This window comes from Virgisporangium ochraceum (genome assembly GCF_016863655.1).
Classification (GTDB): domain Bacteria; phylum Actinomycetota; class Actinomycetes; order Mycobacteriales; family Micromonosporaceae; genus Virgisporangium; species Virgisporangium ochraceum.
Genome location: NZ_BOPH01000098.1, coordinates 25376 through 40739, shown reverse-complemented (window position 1 = coordinate 40739; position 15364 = coordinate 25376). Strand labels below are relative to the sequence as shown.

Sequence of the window (15364 nt, the reverse complement as noted above, 5' to 3'; positions counted from 1 at the left end):
GCCTACCGGGCGCCGGCGGCCTGCGGCAGGTCCGTCGACAGCCACGCGTCGACCTCGTCGCGCGGCATGGGGCGGGCGAACAGGTAGCCCTGGCCGAAGCCGCAGCGGGCGTCGATGAGCAGCGCGCGGTCGGTGGCCGTCTCGATGCCCTCGGCGACCACGGCGATCTCCAGGGTCTGCGCCAGCCGGATGATGCCGCGGACGAGGTCGAGCTGGCGCGCCGAGGTCGAGATCGTGTCGACGAAGGACTTGTCGAGCTTCAGCGTGTCGACGGGCACCCGGTGTAGGTAGCTCAGCGACGAGTAGCCGGTGCCGAAGTCGTCGATGGACACCCTGATGCCGGCCTGCCGGAGCCGGCCGATGTCGGCGTGGACCTTCTCGTCGTCGCCGAGGAGCAGGCTCTCGGTGATCTCCACGGTGAGCAGGCGCGGCGGCAGGCCCGCCTCCGCCAGGTCCGCCAGCACGCGCTCCACGAAGTCGGGGGTGCGGAACTGGCGGACCGACACGTTGACGCTGACGTACGGCGGGTCCTCCGGACGCAGCGCCATCCACGTGGCCGCCGTCGCGATCGCGTTGCGCATCACCCACGTGCCCAGCGGCACGATCAGCCCGGACTCCTCGGCCACCTCGATGAACTCCAGCGGCGGGATCATCCCCCGGGTCGGGTGGTGCCACCGCACCAGCGCCTCCAGGCCGCGGGTGACCCCGGTGCCCAGGTCGACGATCGGCTGGTAGTTCAGCAGGAACGCGCCGTCGGCGATCGCCTGGTCGAGGTCGGTGCGGATCTGCATGCGCTTGATGACCTGGTTGTGCAGCGACGCCTCGTACCGGCGCCACCGGCCCTTGCCGGCGCTCTTCGCGGTGTCCAGCGCCAGGTCGGCCTGGCTCAGCAGCTGCTCGGTACTGGCGGCGTCCTCCGTGGTGGCGACACCGACGCTCGTGTTCACCGTCACCACGCTGTGGCTGACCAGGAACGGTTCGGTGAAGGCGGCCATCACGGTGTCGACGGCCACCTCGATCTGCCCGGTGTCCATGGCGCCGGGGAACACCACGCCGAACTCGTCGGCGCCGAGCCGGGCGACGGTCGCCCGCTCGGGCAGGGCGTCGACCACGCGCCGGCTGATCTCGATGAGCAGCTGGTCGCCGACCGCGTGGCCCATGCTGTCGTTGACGACCTTGAAGTCGTCGACGTCGAGCACGAGCACACCGGCCACGAGACCCGTCTCCCCGGCCTGGGCCACGGCCTCCTCGACCGCGTCCTGGAACCGCAGCCGGTTGCCCAGGCCGGTCAGCTGGTCCAGGTACGCGCGGCGCAGCAGCTCGCGTTCGAGCCGGCGCCGCTCGGTGACGTCGCGCATGGTCAGCACGAGCTGGCCGACGGTCGGTTCGTGGCGCAGGTCGCGGATGGACAGCTCGATCTCGGCCCGCTCGCCGTCGCCGCGGCGCATGCCGAGCGCGGTGGCGTCGGTCGCGCCGCCGCCGGCGCGCACCGCGTCGACGGTCGCGGCGAGCCGGTCGCGGTCGTCGGGGTCGACCAGGGCGAGCAGGTCGGTGCCGACCAGGTCGGAACGGCCGAGGACGGTGCCGGCGGACGGGCTGGCGTAGGTGACCAGGTTCCCGCTGTCGACCATGACGATGACGTCGGCGGCGTGGAGCACGAGCGTGCGGAAGTACGCCTCGCTGTCGCGCCGGTTGATCTCGCGGTTGAGGCTGATCGTCTGGACCATGCTCGCGGCCTGCCCGGCCAGCACGGGCACGGCGTCCTGCAGACCGACCAGCGCGGTTTCGTCGGCGGCGACGTACAGGTCACCGACGTGGCGGCGTCCGACCGACAGCGGGCAGTGCAGGGCCAGCTCGACGTCACCGAGCCGGGCGGCCAGGTCGGGCGGCAGCGTCCGCGTGTACCGCATGGCCATCTCGACGTCGCTGTCCCCCACGCCGTTCAGCTCCAGGACGACCCGGTGCGGCGCGTCCGGTGGCAGCAGCCGCGCCACGGCGGAGATCATGACCTCGCGCAGCGCTGACGGGTCGGTCGTGGACAGCAGCGCCTCGCACGCCAGCCGCAGCTCGCGCTCGCGGGTCAGGCTGCGGGTCAGGCTGCTCGCGACGACCGACATGCGGGTGATCGCGAGCAGGACCAGCAGCGCCGACCCGACCGCGATCACGACACCGTCGTGCACCGGCCCGCTCAGCGCCTCGACGAACAGCACGGCCGGCGCGGCGAGCGACGCCACGCCGAGGACGACGCGCCGGGCGGCGATCTGCTGGTGCCCGAGCACCTTCGGTTCGGTGAGCTCGACCATCGACGGGTGGAGCGCCGCCGCGCCGGCGGCCGCGTAGAACAGCAGCCACCCGACGTCGACCGGTCCGCCGAGCTGCCAGTCGCCGTTGAGCTGGCTCAGCCCGTACATCACGTCGGCGGCGAGCAGCGACGTCCCCGAGATCAGCAGGAACATGACGCTGGGGGTCCGGGCCGTACCGATGGCGATCCGGGCGAACAGCGCCAGGATGAGCACGTCGTACATCGGGTACGCGATCGAGATCCCCTTCTCCAGGGAGCTGAGCTGGGGATTGACCAGGTACGGGTTGACGAGGAACACCCACGACAGGAACGCGGCCGCCGCCGTCAGGATCAGCGCGTCGATCATGCTGGCCCGGTCACGGATCGCGGCACCGGAGCGGGTCAGGCCGAACAGGCCGAGGAACAGCATCGGCATGAAGACGCCGAGGAAGATGCCGTCGGCCCAGGACGGGAACGCGGTGAGGTGCAGCACCTCGCTGAGCACCACCGCGGTGATGCTGCCGGTGCCGAACGCGAACGTGGCGCCGCCGATGAGCGCCCACGGCAGCCAGCGCCGCGGGCGGTTGCGCCGCACCCCGACCGCGACGGCCGTCGTGGTGGTCAGCATGACCGCGAGCAGCAGCGGCAGGCCGTACTCGGGCAGCAGCAGGTAGAGCACGGTCAGCGTGGTCGTCCAGGCTCCGTAGATCCAGAGCCCACGTTTCGACATGTGCGCCCCTCTTGCCCCCCGTTGCGCGGTCCATCTCCCCGTCGGCGGCTTGTGGAGGGGGTTGAGCGGTTTTCGCGGGCGGGCGGTCCGACGGCGTGATCCACGTGCCGGCAGACGTTCCATGAGGTAGATGTGCCTGATGGACCTCGAGTTCGTGACGATCGCCGACCGGCCGGACCTGTTCCGGTACGTCACCGACTTCCCCGACGACACCGTGGCCGAGTTCCTGTACCAGGACCCGGTGTCCAACGCGCTGTTCGTCGGGCTGATCGAGCGGCACCCGGAGTTCACCGTCATGGCCGTCGACCCCGGTGTCCCCGCGCCGGTCGGCATGACCTGCACGATGCCGTTCACCGGGTCCCCCGATGGAGAGCTGCCGCCCGGCGGCTACGACGCGGTGCTGCTCAGCGCGGCCGCCGACGCGGTGGCCGGCCGCCGCGGCGACCGGGTCGCCGCGCTGTTCGCCGTGGTGCGGCCGCAGCTGCGCGGGACCGGCCTGTCGCCGCGGCTGATGACCGTCGCCTGCGACAACGGCGCGCGGCTCGGGTACTCCGAGCTGGTGGTGCCGGCCCGACCGACCCGCAAGCACGAGCACCCCCGGATGCCGATGGCCGACTACATGGCGTGGACCCGCGAGGACGGCCTGCCGGTCGACCCGTGGCTACGGGTGCACGTGCGTGCCGGCGGTGAGATCGTCGGCCTGGCGCCGTCGTCGATGACGATCACCGGCACGCTGGACGAGTGGCGGCGCTGGACCGGGCTTCCCTTCGCCGAGAGCGGGCCGGTCGAGGTGCCGGGCGGCTTCGTCCCGGTGCAGTGCGACACGGTCGCCGGGGTCGCGTCGTACGTCGAGCCGAACGTCTGGGTCCGGCACCGTCTGTCACCCCGATAACACGCAACCACGGTTCACAACTCGGGACGACGTTGCGTTTCGTAATCACGTTTTCGCAGACTGTGAACATGGATCAGCCCGCGAAGGCCGGAACGGACAGCATCGCCCGCCTGCAACGGGTCGGCCTGTGGGACCAGGTCATCGACGAGATCGACGGTCGACGCATCCGCATCGGGCCGCGCTGGCTGATCGACTTCGCGTCGTGCAACTACCTCGGCCTCGACCTCGAACCCGACGTCGCCACGGCGATCGACGAGCAGGTCCGCCGGTGGGGCACCCACCCGAGCTGGTCGCGGATGCTCGGCAGCCCGCGGCTGTACCCGCTGATCGAGGAGCGGGTCGCCGAGCTCCTCGGCGCGCCCGACGTGCTCGCGCTGCCGACGATCAGCCAGATCCACCTGTCGGCGATCCCCGTGCTCGCCGACGGTGGTCACATCTTCCTGGACCGGCAGGCCCACCGCACGGTCTACGACGGCTGCGTCTTCGCCCGCGGCCTCGGCGCCACCCTGCACCGCTTCCCGGCCGGTGACCTCGACGCCCTGTCCGGGCAGCTGCGGACGGCACCGGCCCGGGCGGCGAAGCTCGTGTGCATGGACGGCGTGAACAGCATGACCGGCAACGCGCCCGACCTCGCCGCGTTCGCCCGGGTGTGCCGCGACCACGACGCCCTGCTCTACGTCGACGACGCCCACGGCTTCGGCGTGATCGGCGAGCGGCGGCGCGACGAGTCCTCCCCGTACGGCGCGCGGGGCAACGCGATCGTGCGTCACCAGGGCCAGACCTACGAGAACATCGTCCTGGTCAGCGGGTTCTCCAAGGCGTACTCGTCGATGCTCGCGTTCGTCGCCTGCCCGCCGGCGGTCAAGCGGCGGCTGCAGGTCACCGCGCCGACGTACCTGTTCTCCGGCCCGACCTCCACGGCCGCGCTGGCCTCGGTGCTCGCCGGGATCGACATCAACGCCGACCGCGGCGACGCGCTGAGGGCCCGGCTGCACCGGATGACCGCGCGGATCCTCGACCACCTCCGCCGGCTGGGCGTCCACACGCCGAACACGTCCGGGTTCCCGCTGGTCCAGATCCCGCTGCGCGACGCCGACGGCCTGGAGGCCGTCGGCTGGTCGCTGCTGGAACGCGGGATCTACGTGACGCTCGCCCCGTACCCGGGCGTGCCGCGCGACCAGGTCGGCTTCCGCATCCAGGTGACCGCGGCGAACACCGACGCCCAGGTCGACACGCTGCTGGACACGCTGACCTCGATGGCGCCGGACCTACGCCCGGCCGGGTAGGTCGAACACCCAGTGGTGGCACCGCACCGGGCGGCCCTCGTAGTCCAGGTCGCACTCCCCCAGCGACCGCCACCCGAGCCGGCGGCACAGCTCGTTGCCGCCCCTGTTGGTCACCGCCGTGAACCCGTGCACCTGTGCCGTTTCGGGAAGTTCGCGCGCCCGTTCGGTGAGCATCCGCAGCGCCGTCAGCCCGAGCCCGCCCCGCTGCGCCTGCGGTAGCAGCATCACCCCGGCCTCGCGGATCACGCCGTCGCCCCACGCGGTCTCGAACAGCGCCGCGATCCCGACCGGCCCACGCGCCCCGTCCGGCACGATCGTGAAGAACAGGTCGCCGTGGCCCATCCGTTCCAGCCGGTGCCGGTGGATCCGCTCCGCCTCCGCCGGCCCGATCGGGCCACCGAGGTCCGCCTTGACGGTGGGGTCGCCCTCGAGCGCCACGGTCAACGCCAGGTCGGCACCGGTGTACGGGATCAGGCGCACGGTCTCCACCGCCCCATCGTGGCGCCGTTTACATCAGGTTCGCAGGGGTGCTCCTACGTTCCGGTCTCATGAAGCTGGGACACATCCTGGTGGCGCTCGTCGTCGCGGCGGGCGCGGTCGCCGGGGGAACGCTCGCCGCCTGCACCGTCGACGATGGTCCGGAAGGCGGGGGCGCGCCTGCGGCCGGCACCTGCGACCCGGCGCTGGACGCGGCGTTCCGCGCGTGGTCGCGGGCCGGGTTCAGCGGTGCCGTCGCGATCTCGACGGCCGGCCGGTTCGACTGCCTCGCCGGCTACGGGTCGGCGAACCAGCGCACCGGCGCCCGCAACACCGCCGACACGGTGTACAGCATCGGGTCGGTCACCAAGGCGTTCACCGCGGCCAGCGTCCTGCGGCTCGCCGACGAGGGGCGGCTCTCCCTCGACGCGACGGTCGGCTCGCTCCTGCCGGAGGTCACCGGTCCGGTCTCGGCGGCGACGGTGCGGCACCTGCTGCTGCACACCAGCGGCCTCGCCGGCACGCTCGGCGCCGACCACCGGCCGCTGACCCGCGACGCGGCGGTCGCCGCGGTCAACCGGCTCCCGCTGTCGTTCCCGCCCGGCACCGGCCACGCGTACAGCAACGCCGGGTACACGCTGCTCGCGATCGTCATCGAGGCGGTGTCGGGCATGTCGTACCGCGAGTACACGCTCGCCTCGACGGGCGGCCGGTTCTGGGACGGCGAGCCGGCCGCACCCGGACCGCGCGCGACCGGCTACCTCGACGACGGCGGACCCGGTCAGGCGGGTGACTTCACCGGACCGCACTGGGCGCTCGACGGCAACGGCTCGCTCGCCATGACCCCCCGGCAGCTGGCCACCTGGATGAGGTCGGCGCCCGCGCCCGGTACCGGCGTCGACGTCGGCGAGGGGCGCTCCCACGCCCTCAACGGCATGGTCGCGTTCGACGCCGCGGTGTTCGGCACGCCGGTCGTGGCGATCGCCGGCGGTGGCGGCGACGTCGGGCACGACGTGGCCGCCGTGTGGGTGCCGCAGCGGGAGCGGGCCATCGTGATCGCGTCGAACCGGCCGGTCCTGACGGCCGAGAAGGTGCTCGCGGCGACGATCCGGGCGCTGGTCGGCGGCGGCGACCTGCCGACCCCGTCGGCACCGGCGGCCGGCGCCGACCTCACCCGGGCCGTCGGCACGTACCGGCTGGACACCGGCGGCACGCTCGGGGTCACCGCCGCGGACGGGCGCCCGACGGTCACGGCGACCGGCGCCGACGCGGTCGCCGCGCTGTTCCCGCCGGGCGGACGCGCCGCCGCGTTCCGCGCCCACGAGCAGCGCGTCCTCGACCTGCTCGCCGGGCGGACCGGCGAGGGCCGCGAGGAACGCAGGACCCTGGAACGCGAGCACGGCGCGGTCACCGGCGTGGACCTCGCCGGGACGCTGGTCGCCGACGGCGAGACCCGCACCTACGTGACGGTGCGGTTCGGCGGAAAGGCGCTCCTCGGCTGGTACGCCGTCGACGACCACGGCACCATCGACGGCGTCGAGCTGCCGACGCCGCCCCCGGCACTGGCCCTCGTCCCGGTCGGCGGCACCCGGTACCGTCCGGACGACCCGTCCGGCACCGGCCCCGATGTCACCGTCGACGTCGGCACCGACCGGCTGACCCTCACCACGCCGGCCGGGCAGGTCACCGCCCGCCGGGCCGGCTGACCGGAGAGGCCCGCCATGCGCATCCTGCTCGTCGAGGACGACGCCGAGCTCGCCGCGATCGTGGCGCTCGGCCTGCGCAACGAGTCGTACGCCGTCGACGTCGCCGGCACGTACGCGCGGGCCGAGGAGCTGCTCACGACCGTCGACTACGACGTGGCCTGCGTCGACCTCGGCCTGCCCGACGGCGACGGCCTCGACCTCGTGCGGCGGTCCGACCTGCGGCGGCCACGGCGGTTCCTGGTGCTGACCGCCCGCGACGCGGTCGCCGACCGGGTCGGTGGCCTCGACGCCGGCGCCGACGACTACCTGGTCAAGCCGTTCCACTTCGCCGAGCTGCTGGCCCGGCTGCGGGCGCTGTCCCGCCGCGGCGACGGGCACGGCACCATGCTGACCGTCGGCGAGCTGACCCTGGACCCCGTGACGCACCGCACGTGGCGGTCGGGCGCACCGGTGGAGCTGACCTCCCGCGAGTTCGCGCTGCTGCGGTACTTCATGCACCACCCCGGGCAGGTCCTCAGCGCGGAGACGCTGCTCGAACACGTCTGGGACGCCCACGCCAACCCGTTCACCGCGTCGGTGCGGGTGATCCTCAGCCGGCTGCGGCGCAAGCTCGGCGACCCGCCGCTGATCGCGACGGTCACCGCCGTCGGGTACCGGCTCGAGGTGACCGCGTGAGGGCGGCCCTCGCGTCGCTGCGGGTCCGGCTAGCGCTGCTGGGGTTCCTGGCGATCTACATGCCGGTGCTGCTCGTGTTCGGGGTCGGCGTGGTCACCGACGTCGAGACCGAGGCGGGCGTCGGCACCGTCGCCAGCAGCGGACCCGTGTGGCCCCCGCTGACCTGGACGGTCCTCGCGCTCGCACCGGTGGCCGCGGCGCTGGCCTGGTGGTGGGCCGGCCGCGCCGTGCGTCCCATCGACCGGGTGCGCACGGTGGCCGAGGACATCGAGGCGACCGACCTGAGCCGGCGCATCGGCCTCGACCACGGCCCGACGGAGCTCGTCGCGCTGGCCGCCAGCTTCGACGCGATGCTCGCCCGACTCGAGGACGCGGCCGAGACCCAGCGCCGCCTGGTCGAGGAGGCGAGCCACGAGCTGCGCGCGCCGCTGGCCGTGCTGGTCAGCAACGCCGAGGTGCTTCTCGCCCACCCCCGGCCGACCCTCGACGTGTACCGGCGCGGGCTGGAGACCACCCGGGCCGCCGCCGTCCGCCTCGGCACGACGATCGACGAGCTGCTCGTGGACGCCCGGGGCCGGGCCCGCCGCGTCACCCGCGTGCCCGTCGACGTGGCGGCGCTGGTCCGCGACGTCGTGGCCGAGGCGGCTCCGGACACCGTCGTCGTCGCCCCGCCGGGGGCCGGCGCGGTCTGCGCGGTCGACGGGCCGACGGTGCGGCGGGCGGTGGCCAACCTCGTGGACAACGCGGTCCGCCACGCACCGGCCGGCACCACCGTCGAGGTGGCGGTGGAGACCGCCGACCACCAGGTGACCGTCGTCGTCACCGACCACGGCCCGGGCATCCCGCCCGAGCAGCAGCCCCGGGTGTTCGAGCGGTTCTGGCGCGGCCGCGGCGACACCCGCGGCACGGGGCTGGGCCTGCCGATCGCGCGGCAGGTGGCGCTGGCGCACGGGGGCGAGCTGACCCTGGTCTCCCCCGGCCCCACCGGCGACGGCTGCGTGTTCCGGCTCAGCCTCCGCCGCTGACCTCAGGCTCCGCCGCTGGCCTCAGGCTCCGCCGCTGGCCTCAGGCTCCGCCGCTGGCCTCAGGCCGAGCCCGTGCCGAAGAGGCGCAGGACGCTGTGGCGCATCGCGGTCGCCGCCTGCGCGGTGGTCATCCGGCCGGCGGCCACCTCGCCCCCGGCGGCATGGCCGAGCGCGACGGTGGCCGACACCAGCCAGGCCGCGCCGAGGGTGCCGTCGATCTCGCCGGCGGCCTGGCCGCGTCGGACCAGCCGCTCCAGGCGCGCGGTGACCGGGGCGTGCTGACGGTCGGACTCGTCCGGGTCGACGGCGGTCACCGAGGGGTGGCGGACCAGCGGGTACCGGTCGTACAGGCGCCAGGTGACGTCGAGCCAGTCCAGCAGGACGTCGACGGCGGGCCGGCCCTCGACGTCGGCGGCGTCGAGGGCGGCGAGCGCCTCCGCGGTCATCCGGTCGACGACGGCCGAGACCAGGCGCGGCCGGGACGGGAAGTGGGCGTACACGGTCTGGCGGGTGACACCCGCCGCGGTGGCGATCTCCTCGACGGTCGCGTCGGGGCGCCGGCCGAGGACCTCGACGGCGGCATCGAGGACCGCGGCGGCGCTGCGCTCGGCGTCCGCCCGCCGCCGGCGGCGCCGGTCACCCGTTACCCCTGACACCTTGTCCAACTTACCGGAGCCGCCTTATCGTTGACACACTGTCAAAGATAAGGAGACGACGTGACCCCGCGTACCGATCTGGCCGGCTACCTGGTCCGCTACCCGCACGAGGCCGGCCTGGGCGACGAGGACCCGGCGACCGTGCTCGACCGCTACCACACGCCGGACTACGAGCTGGTCAACGACGGCGTGCTCCTGGACCGGCAACGCCTGCTCGACCACATCCGCCCGGCCCGGCGGCGGGCCGTCGGGCTGCGTGTCGAGGTGCAGCAGGCCCTCGTCGACGGCGACCAGGTGGCCGCCCGCTACCGGCTCACCGCCGACCTGCGCAAGGGCGGCACGATCACCTCGGAGATCTACATGTTCGGCGAGCTCGCCGAGGACGGACGGCTGCGCCGCGCCGTCCAGGCCACGCGGACGCTCCCGTCCGGGTAGGTCATCCGCCCGGCCCGACGCCCTTCCTGTTCTGGCCGTTGCCGTTGCCGTTACCGGGATCGGCGGGTGCGCCGGGGTTGCCGTTCCCGGGCGGCGCGGCAGGTGGTGTGACCGGTGGCGTTCCCGGCTTCGTGGCGGGCGGCGCGCCCGGGTCGGGGTTGCCGGGATTGCCGGGCCTGCCGGGCGCCGCCGTCGCGGACGGTGTGGCGGACGGCGTCGGTGCCAGGGTCGCGCAGTAGTCCGCGATGCGGTTCGGTCCGCCGGCGGCCGCCGCCAGCGTGCGTTGGTCGTCGGGACCGATGTGCGGCGCGCCCGGCGTGGTGCGCGTCGACTGCCAGGCGCGGCACAGCAGCGTCAGGTGGGCGCGATCCGACGAGGTCGCCGGTGATGCCGCCGACGGCGGTGGGGCATCCGGGGAGGGCGGGGGCACGCCGATGCCCGACAGGGCCTCGTGGAGGCGCTGCTGCACCGGGTCGGGCAGGCGGCTGGTTCCCGCCGCGTACGCGGTCCCGCCGACGAGCGCCACCACGACGGACAGCGCCACGACCGCGACCCGCCGCCGCGGCCGGGCGCCCGCCGGACCCACCGCCGCCGGGCGCGCGGGACGGGCGTCGAACCCACGGCGGAACGCGGCCACCGCGGCCTCCTCGCCCGCGAGCTCGGCCGGTCGCGGCGGAGCGGCCGCCACGGCGAGCAGCTCCACGAGCCCGGCGTGCGCGCCACCGGCGCCCGCGGAACCACCCGGCCCGCCGCCGGACGGGGTCCCGTCCAGCAGGAGGTCGGCGTCCCGCCGGGACACCGGAGGCGGACGGCGCGCGAACCTCACGACGCCGGCCGCCGCGCGGGTGTCTCCGGCAGCGGTCCGATGCCGGTGCGGGCCATCGCCTGCCACCGCTCCCGCCCGCCGAGAAGGGCCGCGACCGTCGACTGGACGACCACCAGGTAGAGGAACTGCCGGTACACGAACTGCTGGAGCGGCACCGTCCACAGTGGACCGAGCGGCTCCCGGTCCAACCGCAACGCATACGCGGCCGTGACCGCCTGGACCGCGACGAACCCGCACCACACGCCGAGGACCTGCGACCACGACCCGAACAGCAGGCCGTAAACGGCGAACACGTCCACGGCCGGAGCCGTGAGCGGCAGCAGGATCTGGAACAGCGTCAGGTACGTCAGCCCCCGCCGGCCGAGGCGGCCCTCGGCCCCCCGCCGCAGCACCGCCCGCCGGTGCTTCCACATCGCCTGCATGGTGCCGTAGCACCAGCGGTACCGCTGCCGCCACAACTGCTTCAGCGTGAGCGGCACTTCCGTCCAGGCGATCGCGTTGTCGCGGTGGACGACGCGCCAGCCGGCACGGATCACGGCCATCGTGAGGTCGGTGTCCTCGGCGAGCGTGTCCGACGGCACGCCGCCGACCTCGGCCAGGACGCGGCGGCGGAACGCGCCGATCGCGCCCGGGATCGTCGGCATGCAGCGGGCGACGTCGAACATGCGCCGGTCGAGGTTGAAGCCGACCACGTACTCGAGGTGCTGCCACCGGCCGAGGATCCCGGTGCGGTTGGCCACCTTCGCGTTGCCGCTGACCGCGCCGACCTCCGGGTCGACGAACGGCTGCACCAGCCGGCCGATCGTGTCCGGCTCGAACACGGTGTCACCGTCGACCAGCACCACCACGCCGCCGGAGGCCGCGCGCACACCCGCGTTGATGGCGGTGGGCTTGCCGCGGTTGACCTGCCGGATGAGCGTGACCCCGAGCCCCTCCACGATCGCGGCGGTGTCGTCGGTGGACCCGTCGTCGACGACCACGACCTCGATCGCCGGGTAGTCGTTGGCGAGCAGTGACCGCACGGTTCCGGCGATGTTGAGCGCCTCGTTGTACGCGGGCACCACCACCGACACCGTGCCGACGTAGCGGAGCCGGTCGGGGCGGCGGCGGGACGCCCGCGCGTGCGCCCACGCCGACGGCAGGAGCACCAGCAGCCGCAGGCCGGCCAGCAGCACCGCCACGACCATGAGCCAGCCCATCGTGGTCACGGTCCACCGGGCGGCGGTCTGCGACCAGCGCAGCGCGGTGCCGCGGACGACGTCGCCGTCCGGTGCGGGGTCCGCGTCCGCGATCCCGAGCCCCTCGGACACCGTGACGTACCGGGCACCGGACGGGGTGGAGAGCAACCGGTCGAGCGCGGTGACGGTCTGCTCCCGGTCACCGCCGCTGTCGTGCATCATCACGACGGCGCCCGCGCCCGGCGCCCGGCCCGACGCGGCGGCGACGATCGCGTCGACGCCGGGCCGCCGCCAGTCACCGGTGTCACGGTCGGTGAGGACCACGAGGTAGCCGGCCGCGGCCGCCGACCGCATCGCGGCGAGGTCCCGGGCCGACGCCACCTCCGGGGTGCCGGAGTACGGCGGCCGCATCAGCCGGACCGACCGGCCGGTGGCCGCCGCGACCGCGTTGCGGGTCAGGTCGAGCTCCAGGTCGAGCCGCCACCGCGGGACCGCGTCGAGGTCGGCGTGGGTGAACGTGTGGACGCCGAGCTCGTGGCCCTCGGCGACGATCCGGCGGGCCAGGTCGGGGTACCGGTTGACCTTGGCGCCGACGACGAAGAACGTGGCCCGTGCCCCGTGGCGGCGCAGGACGTCGAGCACCCGGGGCGTCCAGCGCGGGTCGGGTCCGTCGTCGAACGTCAGGGCGACCGTGCCGGCCGGCATCGCCGCGCCCCCAACGGTCCCGTCGCCGGAGATCCGCACGACGGGCGCCGCGGGGTCGAGACCGGCCGGCGGACCGCTCCCGGTGACCGGCGCGCCCTCCGCGCCGACGCCGCTGACCGTTCCGTGCAGGACCAGGGCCGCCATCAGCGCGAGAGCGCCGAGGGTCAGGAGCAGCCAGTGCGCCCGCGGTGGGCGGCGGGTGAGGTGCCGTGCCATCGCTACCTCGACCGGCTCGGCCTGGGGTTGCCCGGCTGCCCGGTGGGCCGGTTGCCACGGGCGGTGGGGCTGGTCGGGGTCGTCCCCGGTCCGGTGGTCACGGCGGGCGGGGCCGCGGGCGCCGCCGGAACCGGTGGCGCGGTCGTCGGCGGCCGGGTGATCGCGTCGGACCGCGACGGGGTGACCGACGCCACCGGCGGCTCGGCCGCGGGGCCGGGCTGCTCACCGTGGCCGCCGGCGGGCAGGCCGGGCAGCGGCCGCGGCGACGCGCCGATGACCATGCTGGCCACCAGCACCGCGAGGGCCGTCGCCAGGCCGATGCCCACCCCGGCTCCGGTCACCGTGACCAGGCGGCGACGGCGGCCGCTGACGTCGACGAACACCGGCCGTGTGCTGTGGATCAATACCGCTCCTTCGCTCGACCCCGTGCCCCGTGCACAGGGAAAGAAGCGGCGCGACCGGGCGACGCGTTACCGGCCCAGGCCTTGTCCTGCCGATCATGGTGGTCCGCGGCGAGGTCCAGGCGGCGATCCGGCAAGGCGCGGCTTTGTCCCGATACCGGTGTCGTATCGGGACAAAGCCGCAACGCCGCCGGTCGTCGTCTGGGCCCGGCGCGGGCCGCCAATGATCGGCAGGACAAGGCCTAAGGTGATGGTCATGCGCCAGACCCGGCGCTGGCGGGCCCTGCTCGCCGGCGAACGCGACGCCGCCGCCCTGTACGAGCGGCTGGCCGCCGTCGAGACCGGTGAACGTCGGGCCATCCTCACCGAGCTGGCCGCCGTCGAACGCCGTCACGCGGCCCACTGGGAGGCGCGGCTGCGGCGGGCCGGCGCGACCGTGCCGGCCCGCTCCCGGGTCTCGGCCCGCACCCGGCTCCTGGGCCTGCTCGCCGGGTGGTGGTCGGTCCGGGCGGTCCTGCCCCTGGTCGAGCGGGCCGAACGGCACGACGCCGGCCGGTACGACACCGACCCCGACGCCACGGCGGCGATGGCCGCCGAGGAGCGCGAACACGCCGAGACCGTCGCCGCGCTCATCCACGACCCCGGCACCGACCCGCGGGCGCAGATCGTCGGCCGCGAACGGCGGCACCGGGGCGACCGCTCGGGTGCCGTGCGCGCCGCCGTGTTCGGCGTCAGCGACGGCCTGGTGTCGAACGCGGCGCTGGTGCTGGGCTTCGCCGGATCGGGGGCGGCCCGCTCGGTGATCCTGCTCGCCGGCGTCGCCGGGCTGCTGGCCGGCGCGTTCTCGATGGCGGCCGGCGAGTACGTGTCGATGGCCAGCCAGCGCGAGATGTACGAGCGGGAGCTGGAGCTCGAGGCGCTGGAGATCGCGGAGAACCCGGACGAGGAACGGCAGGAGCTGGTCCTGCTCTACCGGGCCAAGGGGCTGGAGCAGGCCGAGGCGGAGCAGCTCGCCGACCGGCTCATGGCCGACCGCGACGTCGCGCTCGACACCCTCGCCCGCGAGGAGCTGGGCCTCGACCCGCAGGCGCTCGGCTCGCCCTGGTCGGCGGCCGGGTCGAGCCTGCTCGCGTTCGCCGTCGGTGCGTTCGTCGTCGTGGTGCCCTACCTGTTCGCCGCCGGCACGGCGGCGCTGGTCGTCGCGGTCGCCTTGTTCGCCGCGGCCCTGGTCGGCGTCGGTGCGAGCATCGGCGCCCTCAACGGCCGCTCGCCGGTGCGGTCGGCGGCCCGGCAGCTCCTGGTCGGTGGCCTGGCCGCCGCGGTCACGTTCGGCGTGGGACACGCGATCGGCGTGTCGGTCGCGTAAGGGCGGCGCCTCACCTCCGGGTGCCGTCGGAGAACCGGACGTGCGGCGCGTGCGTCAGGACGGCGGCCACGACGGTCCCCAGGCTGCCCTCCGCCACAATGGCCGGCGCCTCGTGCACGGTGACCGAGGCCCGACCGGCGCGGAAGGCGGCGAAGCGGCTGCGCTGGCCGCCCTCGGACCGCATCGTCCAGCCTGTGCGCACCTGCCGCAGGTCGGCGAGCGGGATGGTGCCCCGGCGCAGCAGGCCGCTCCAGCGCAGCGCCGACCCGGTCACCTCGACGTACACGGCCCGCCGCCACAACGCGGCGAGCAGCGCGGCGACCGTCGCGGGCAGCCCCAGCGCGAGCAGGAGCGTCACCACGACCCGCGCGGTCTCCCCGAACCGCAGGCTCGTCCACCAGACCATGGCCCCGGCGATCACGCCGGCACCGACCGTGAGCCCCACGAACAACCACGGACGCGGACGCGACCGGCGGTGGCCGTACCGGGCAAGGACATCCCCGTTCATC

At 74.6% G+C, this 15364-nt stretch carries 14 protein-coding genes; 7 read left to right on the top strand and 7 right to left on the bottom strand.

What is annotated here, in order from left to right:
* Positions 1–2 precede the first annotated feature (2 nt).
* Positions 3–3011, bottom strand: coding sequence for a putative bifunctional diguanylate cyclase/phosphodiesterase (locus tag Voc01_RS35775; RefSeq protein WP_203932089.1), 3009 nt, complete (start codon positions 3009–3011; stop codon positions 3–5).
* A gap of 139 nt (positions 3012–3150) precedes the next feature.
* Between Voc01_RS35775 and Voc01_RS35770 the strand changes: the two genes are divergently transcribed.
* Both Voc01_RS35770 and Voc01_RS35765 read left to right on the top strand, forming a co-directional pair.
* Positions 3151–3903 (top strand): N-acetyltransferase, encoded by a 753-nt coding sequence (locus tag Voc01_RS35770; RefSeq protein ID WP_203932088.1) that lies wholly within the window; start codon positions 3151–3153, stop codon positions 3901–3903.
* Positions 3904–3971: 68 nt separating this feature from the next.
* Positions 3972–5189, top strand: coding sequence for an aminotransferase class I/II-fold pyridoxal phosphate-dependent enzyme (locus Voc01_RS35765; protein ID WP_203932087.1), 1218 nt, complete (start codon positions 3972–3974; stop codon positions 5187–5189).
* On the opposite strand, the gene Voc01_RS35760 is transcribed toward Voc01_RS35765, so the two are convergent.
* Positions 5172–5678, bottom strand: coding sequence for a GNAT family N-acetyltransferase (locus tag Voc01_RS35760; RefSeq protein WP_203932086.1), 507 nt, complete (start codon positions 5676–5678; stop codon positions 5172–5174). The genes Voc01_RS35765 and Voc01_RS35760 overlap by 18 nt on opposite strands.
* Before the next feature lie 59 nt (positions 5679–5737).
* On the opposite strand from Voc01_RS35760, the gene Voc01_RS35755 reads away from it, so the two are divergent.
* From Voc01_RS35755 to Voc01_RS35745, 3 genes are read left to right on the top strand one after another with little or no spacing between them, the layout of a single operon-like run.
* Complete coding sequence (locus tag Voc01_RS35755; RefSeq protein WP_203932085.1) at positions 5738–7372, top strand: serine hydrolase domain-containing protein; 1635 nt, start codon at positions 5738–5740, stop codon at positions 7370–7372.
* Between the two features lie 15 nt (positions 7373–7387).
* The gene (locus Voc01_RS35750; protein WP_203932084.1) at positions 7388–8047 is read left to right on the top strand and encodes a winged helix-turn-helix domain-containing protein; all 660 of its coding nucleotides are present in this window, start codon (positions 7388–7390) and stop codon (positions 8045–8047) included.
* Complete coding sequence (locus tag Voc01_RS35745; protein WP_203932083.1) at positions 8044–9072, top strand: HAMP domain-containing sensor histidine kinase; 1029 nt, start codon at positions 8044–8046, stop codon at positions 9070–9072. The genes Voc01_RS35750 and Voc01_RS35745 overlap by 4 nt, the downstream gene beginning before the upstream one ends.
* 59 nt (positions 9073–9131) lie before the next feature.
* Here Voc01_RS35745 and Voc01_RS35740 read toward each other — a convergent pair whose 3' ends face one another.
* Complete coding sequence (locus Voc01_RS35740; RefSeq protein ID WP_203932082.1) at positions 9132–9728, bottom strand: TetR/AcrR family transcriptional regulator; 597 nt, start codon at positions 9726–9728, stop codon at positions 9132–9134.
* A 60-nt stretch (positions 9729–9788) separates the two neighbouring features.
* Here Voc01_RS35740 and Voc01_RS35735 point away from each other — a divergent pair, with 60 nt between their 5' ends.
* Complete coding sequence (locus tag Voc01_RS35735; protein ID WP_203932081.1) at positions 9789–10163, top strand: nuclear transport factor 2 family protein; 375 nt, start codon at positions 9789–9791, stop codon at positions 10161–10163.
* A gap of 1 nt (position 10164) precedes the next feature.
* Here the strand turns inward: Voc01_RS35735 and Voc01_RS35730 are convergent, their stop codons facing one another.
* Genes Voc01_RS35730 through Voc01_RS35720 form a run of 3 tightly spaced genes read right to left on the bottom strand, consistent with a single transcriptional unit; the run spans position 10165 to position 13492 of the window.
* Positions 10165–10962, bottom strand: a complete 798-nt coding sequence (locus Voc01_RS35730; protein ID WP_203932080.1) for a hypothetical protein — start codon at positions 10960–10962, stop codon at positions 10165–10167.
* Positions 10963–10985: 23 nt separating this feature from the next.
* A complete protein-coding gene (locus Voc01_RS35725; protein ID WP_203932079.1) occupies positions 10986–13088 on the bottom strand; it encodes a bifunctional polysaccharide deacetylase/glycosyltransferase family 2 protein in 2103 nt (700 codons plus the stop codon).
* A gap of 2 nt (positions 13089–13090) precedes the next feature.
* The gene (locus Voc01_RS35720; protein ID WP_203932078.1) at positions 13091–13492 is read right to left on the bottom strand and encodes a hypothetical protein; all 402 of its coding nucleotides are present in this window, start codon (positions 13490–13492) and stop codon (positions 13091–13093) included.
* A 253-nt stretch (positions 13493–13745) separates the two neighbouring features.
* Here Voc01_RS35720 and Voc01_RS35715 point away from each other — a divergent pair, with 253 nt between their 5' ends.
* Positions 13746–14855: a VIT1/CCC1 transporter family protein gene (locus tag Voc01_RS35715; RefSeq protein ID WP_203932077.1), complete on the top strand. Its 1110-nt coding sequence runs from the start codon at positions 13746–13748 to the stop codon at positions 14853–14855.
* Positions 14856–14865: 10 nt separating this feature from the next.
* On the opposite strand, the gene Voc01_RS35710 is transcribed toward Voc01_RS35715, so the two are convergent.
* Positions 14866–15363 (bottom strand): hypothetical protein, encoded by a 498-nt coding sequence (locus tag Voc01_RS35710; RefSeq protein ID WP_203932076.1) that lies wholly within the window; start codon positions 15361–15363, stop codon positions 14866–14868.
* Position 15364: the final 1 nt, after the last annotated feature.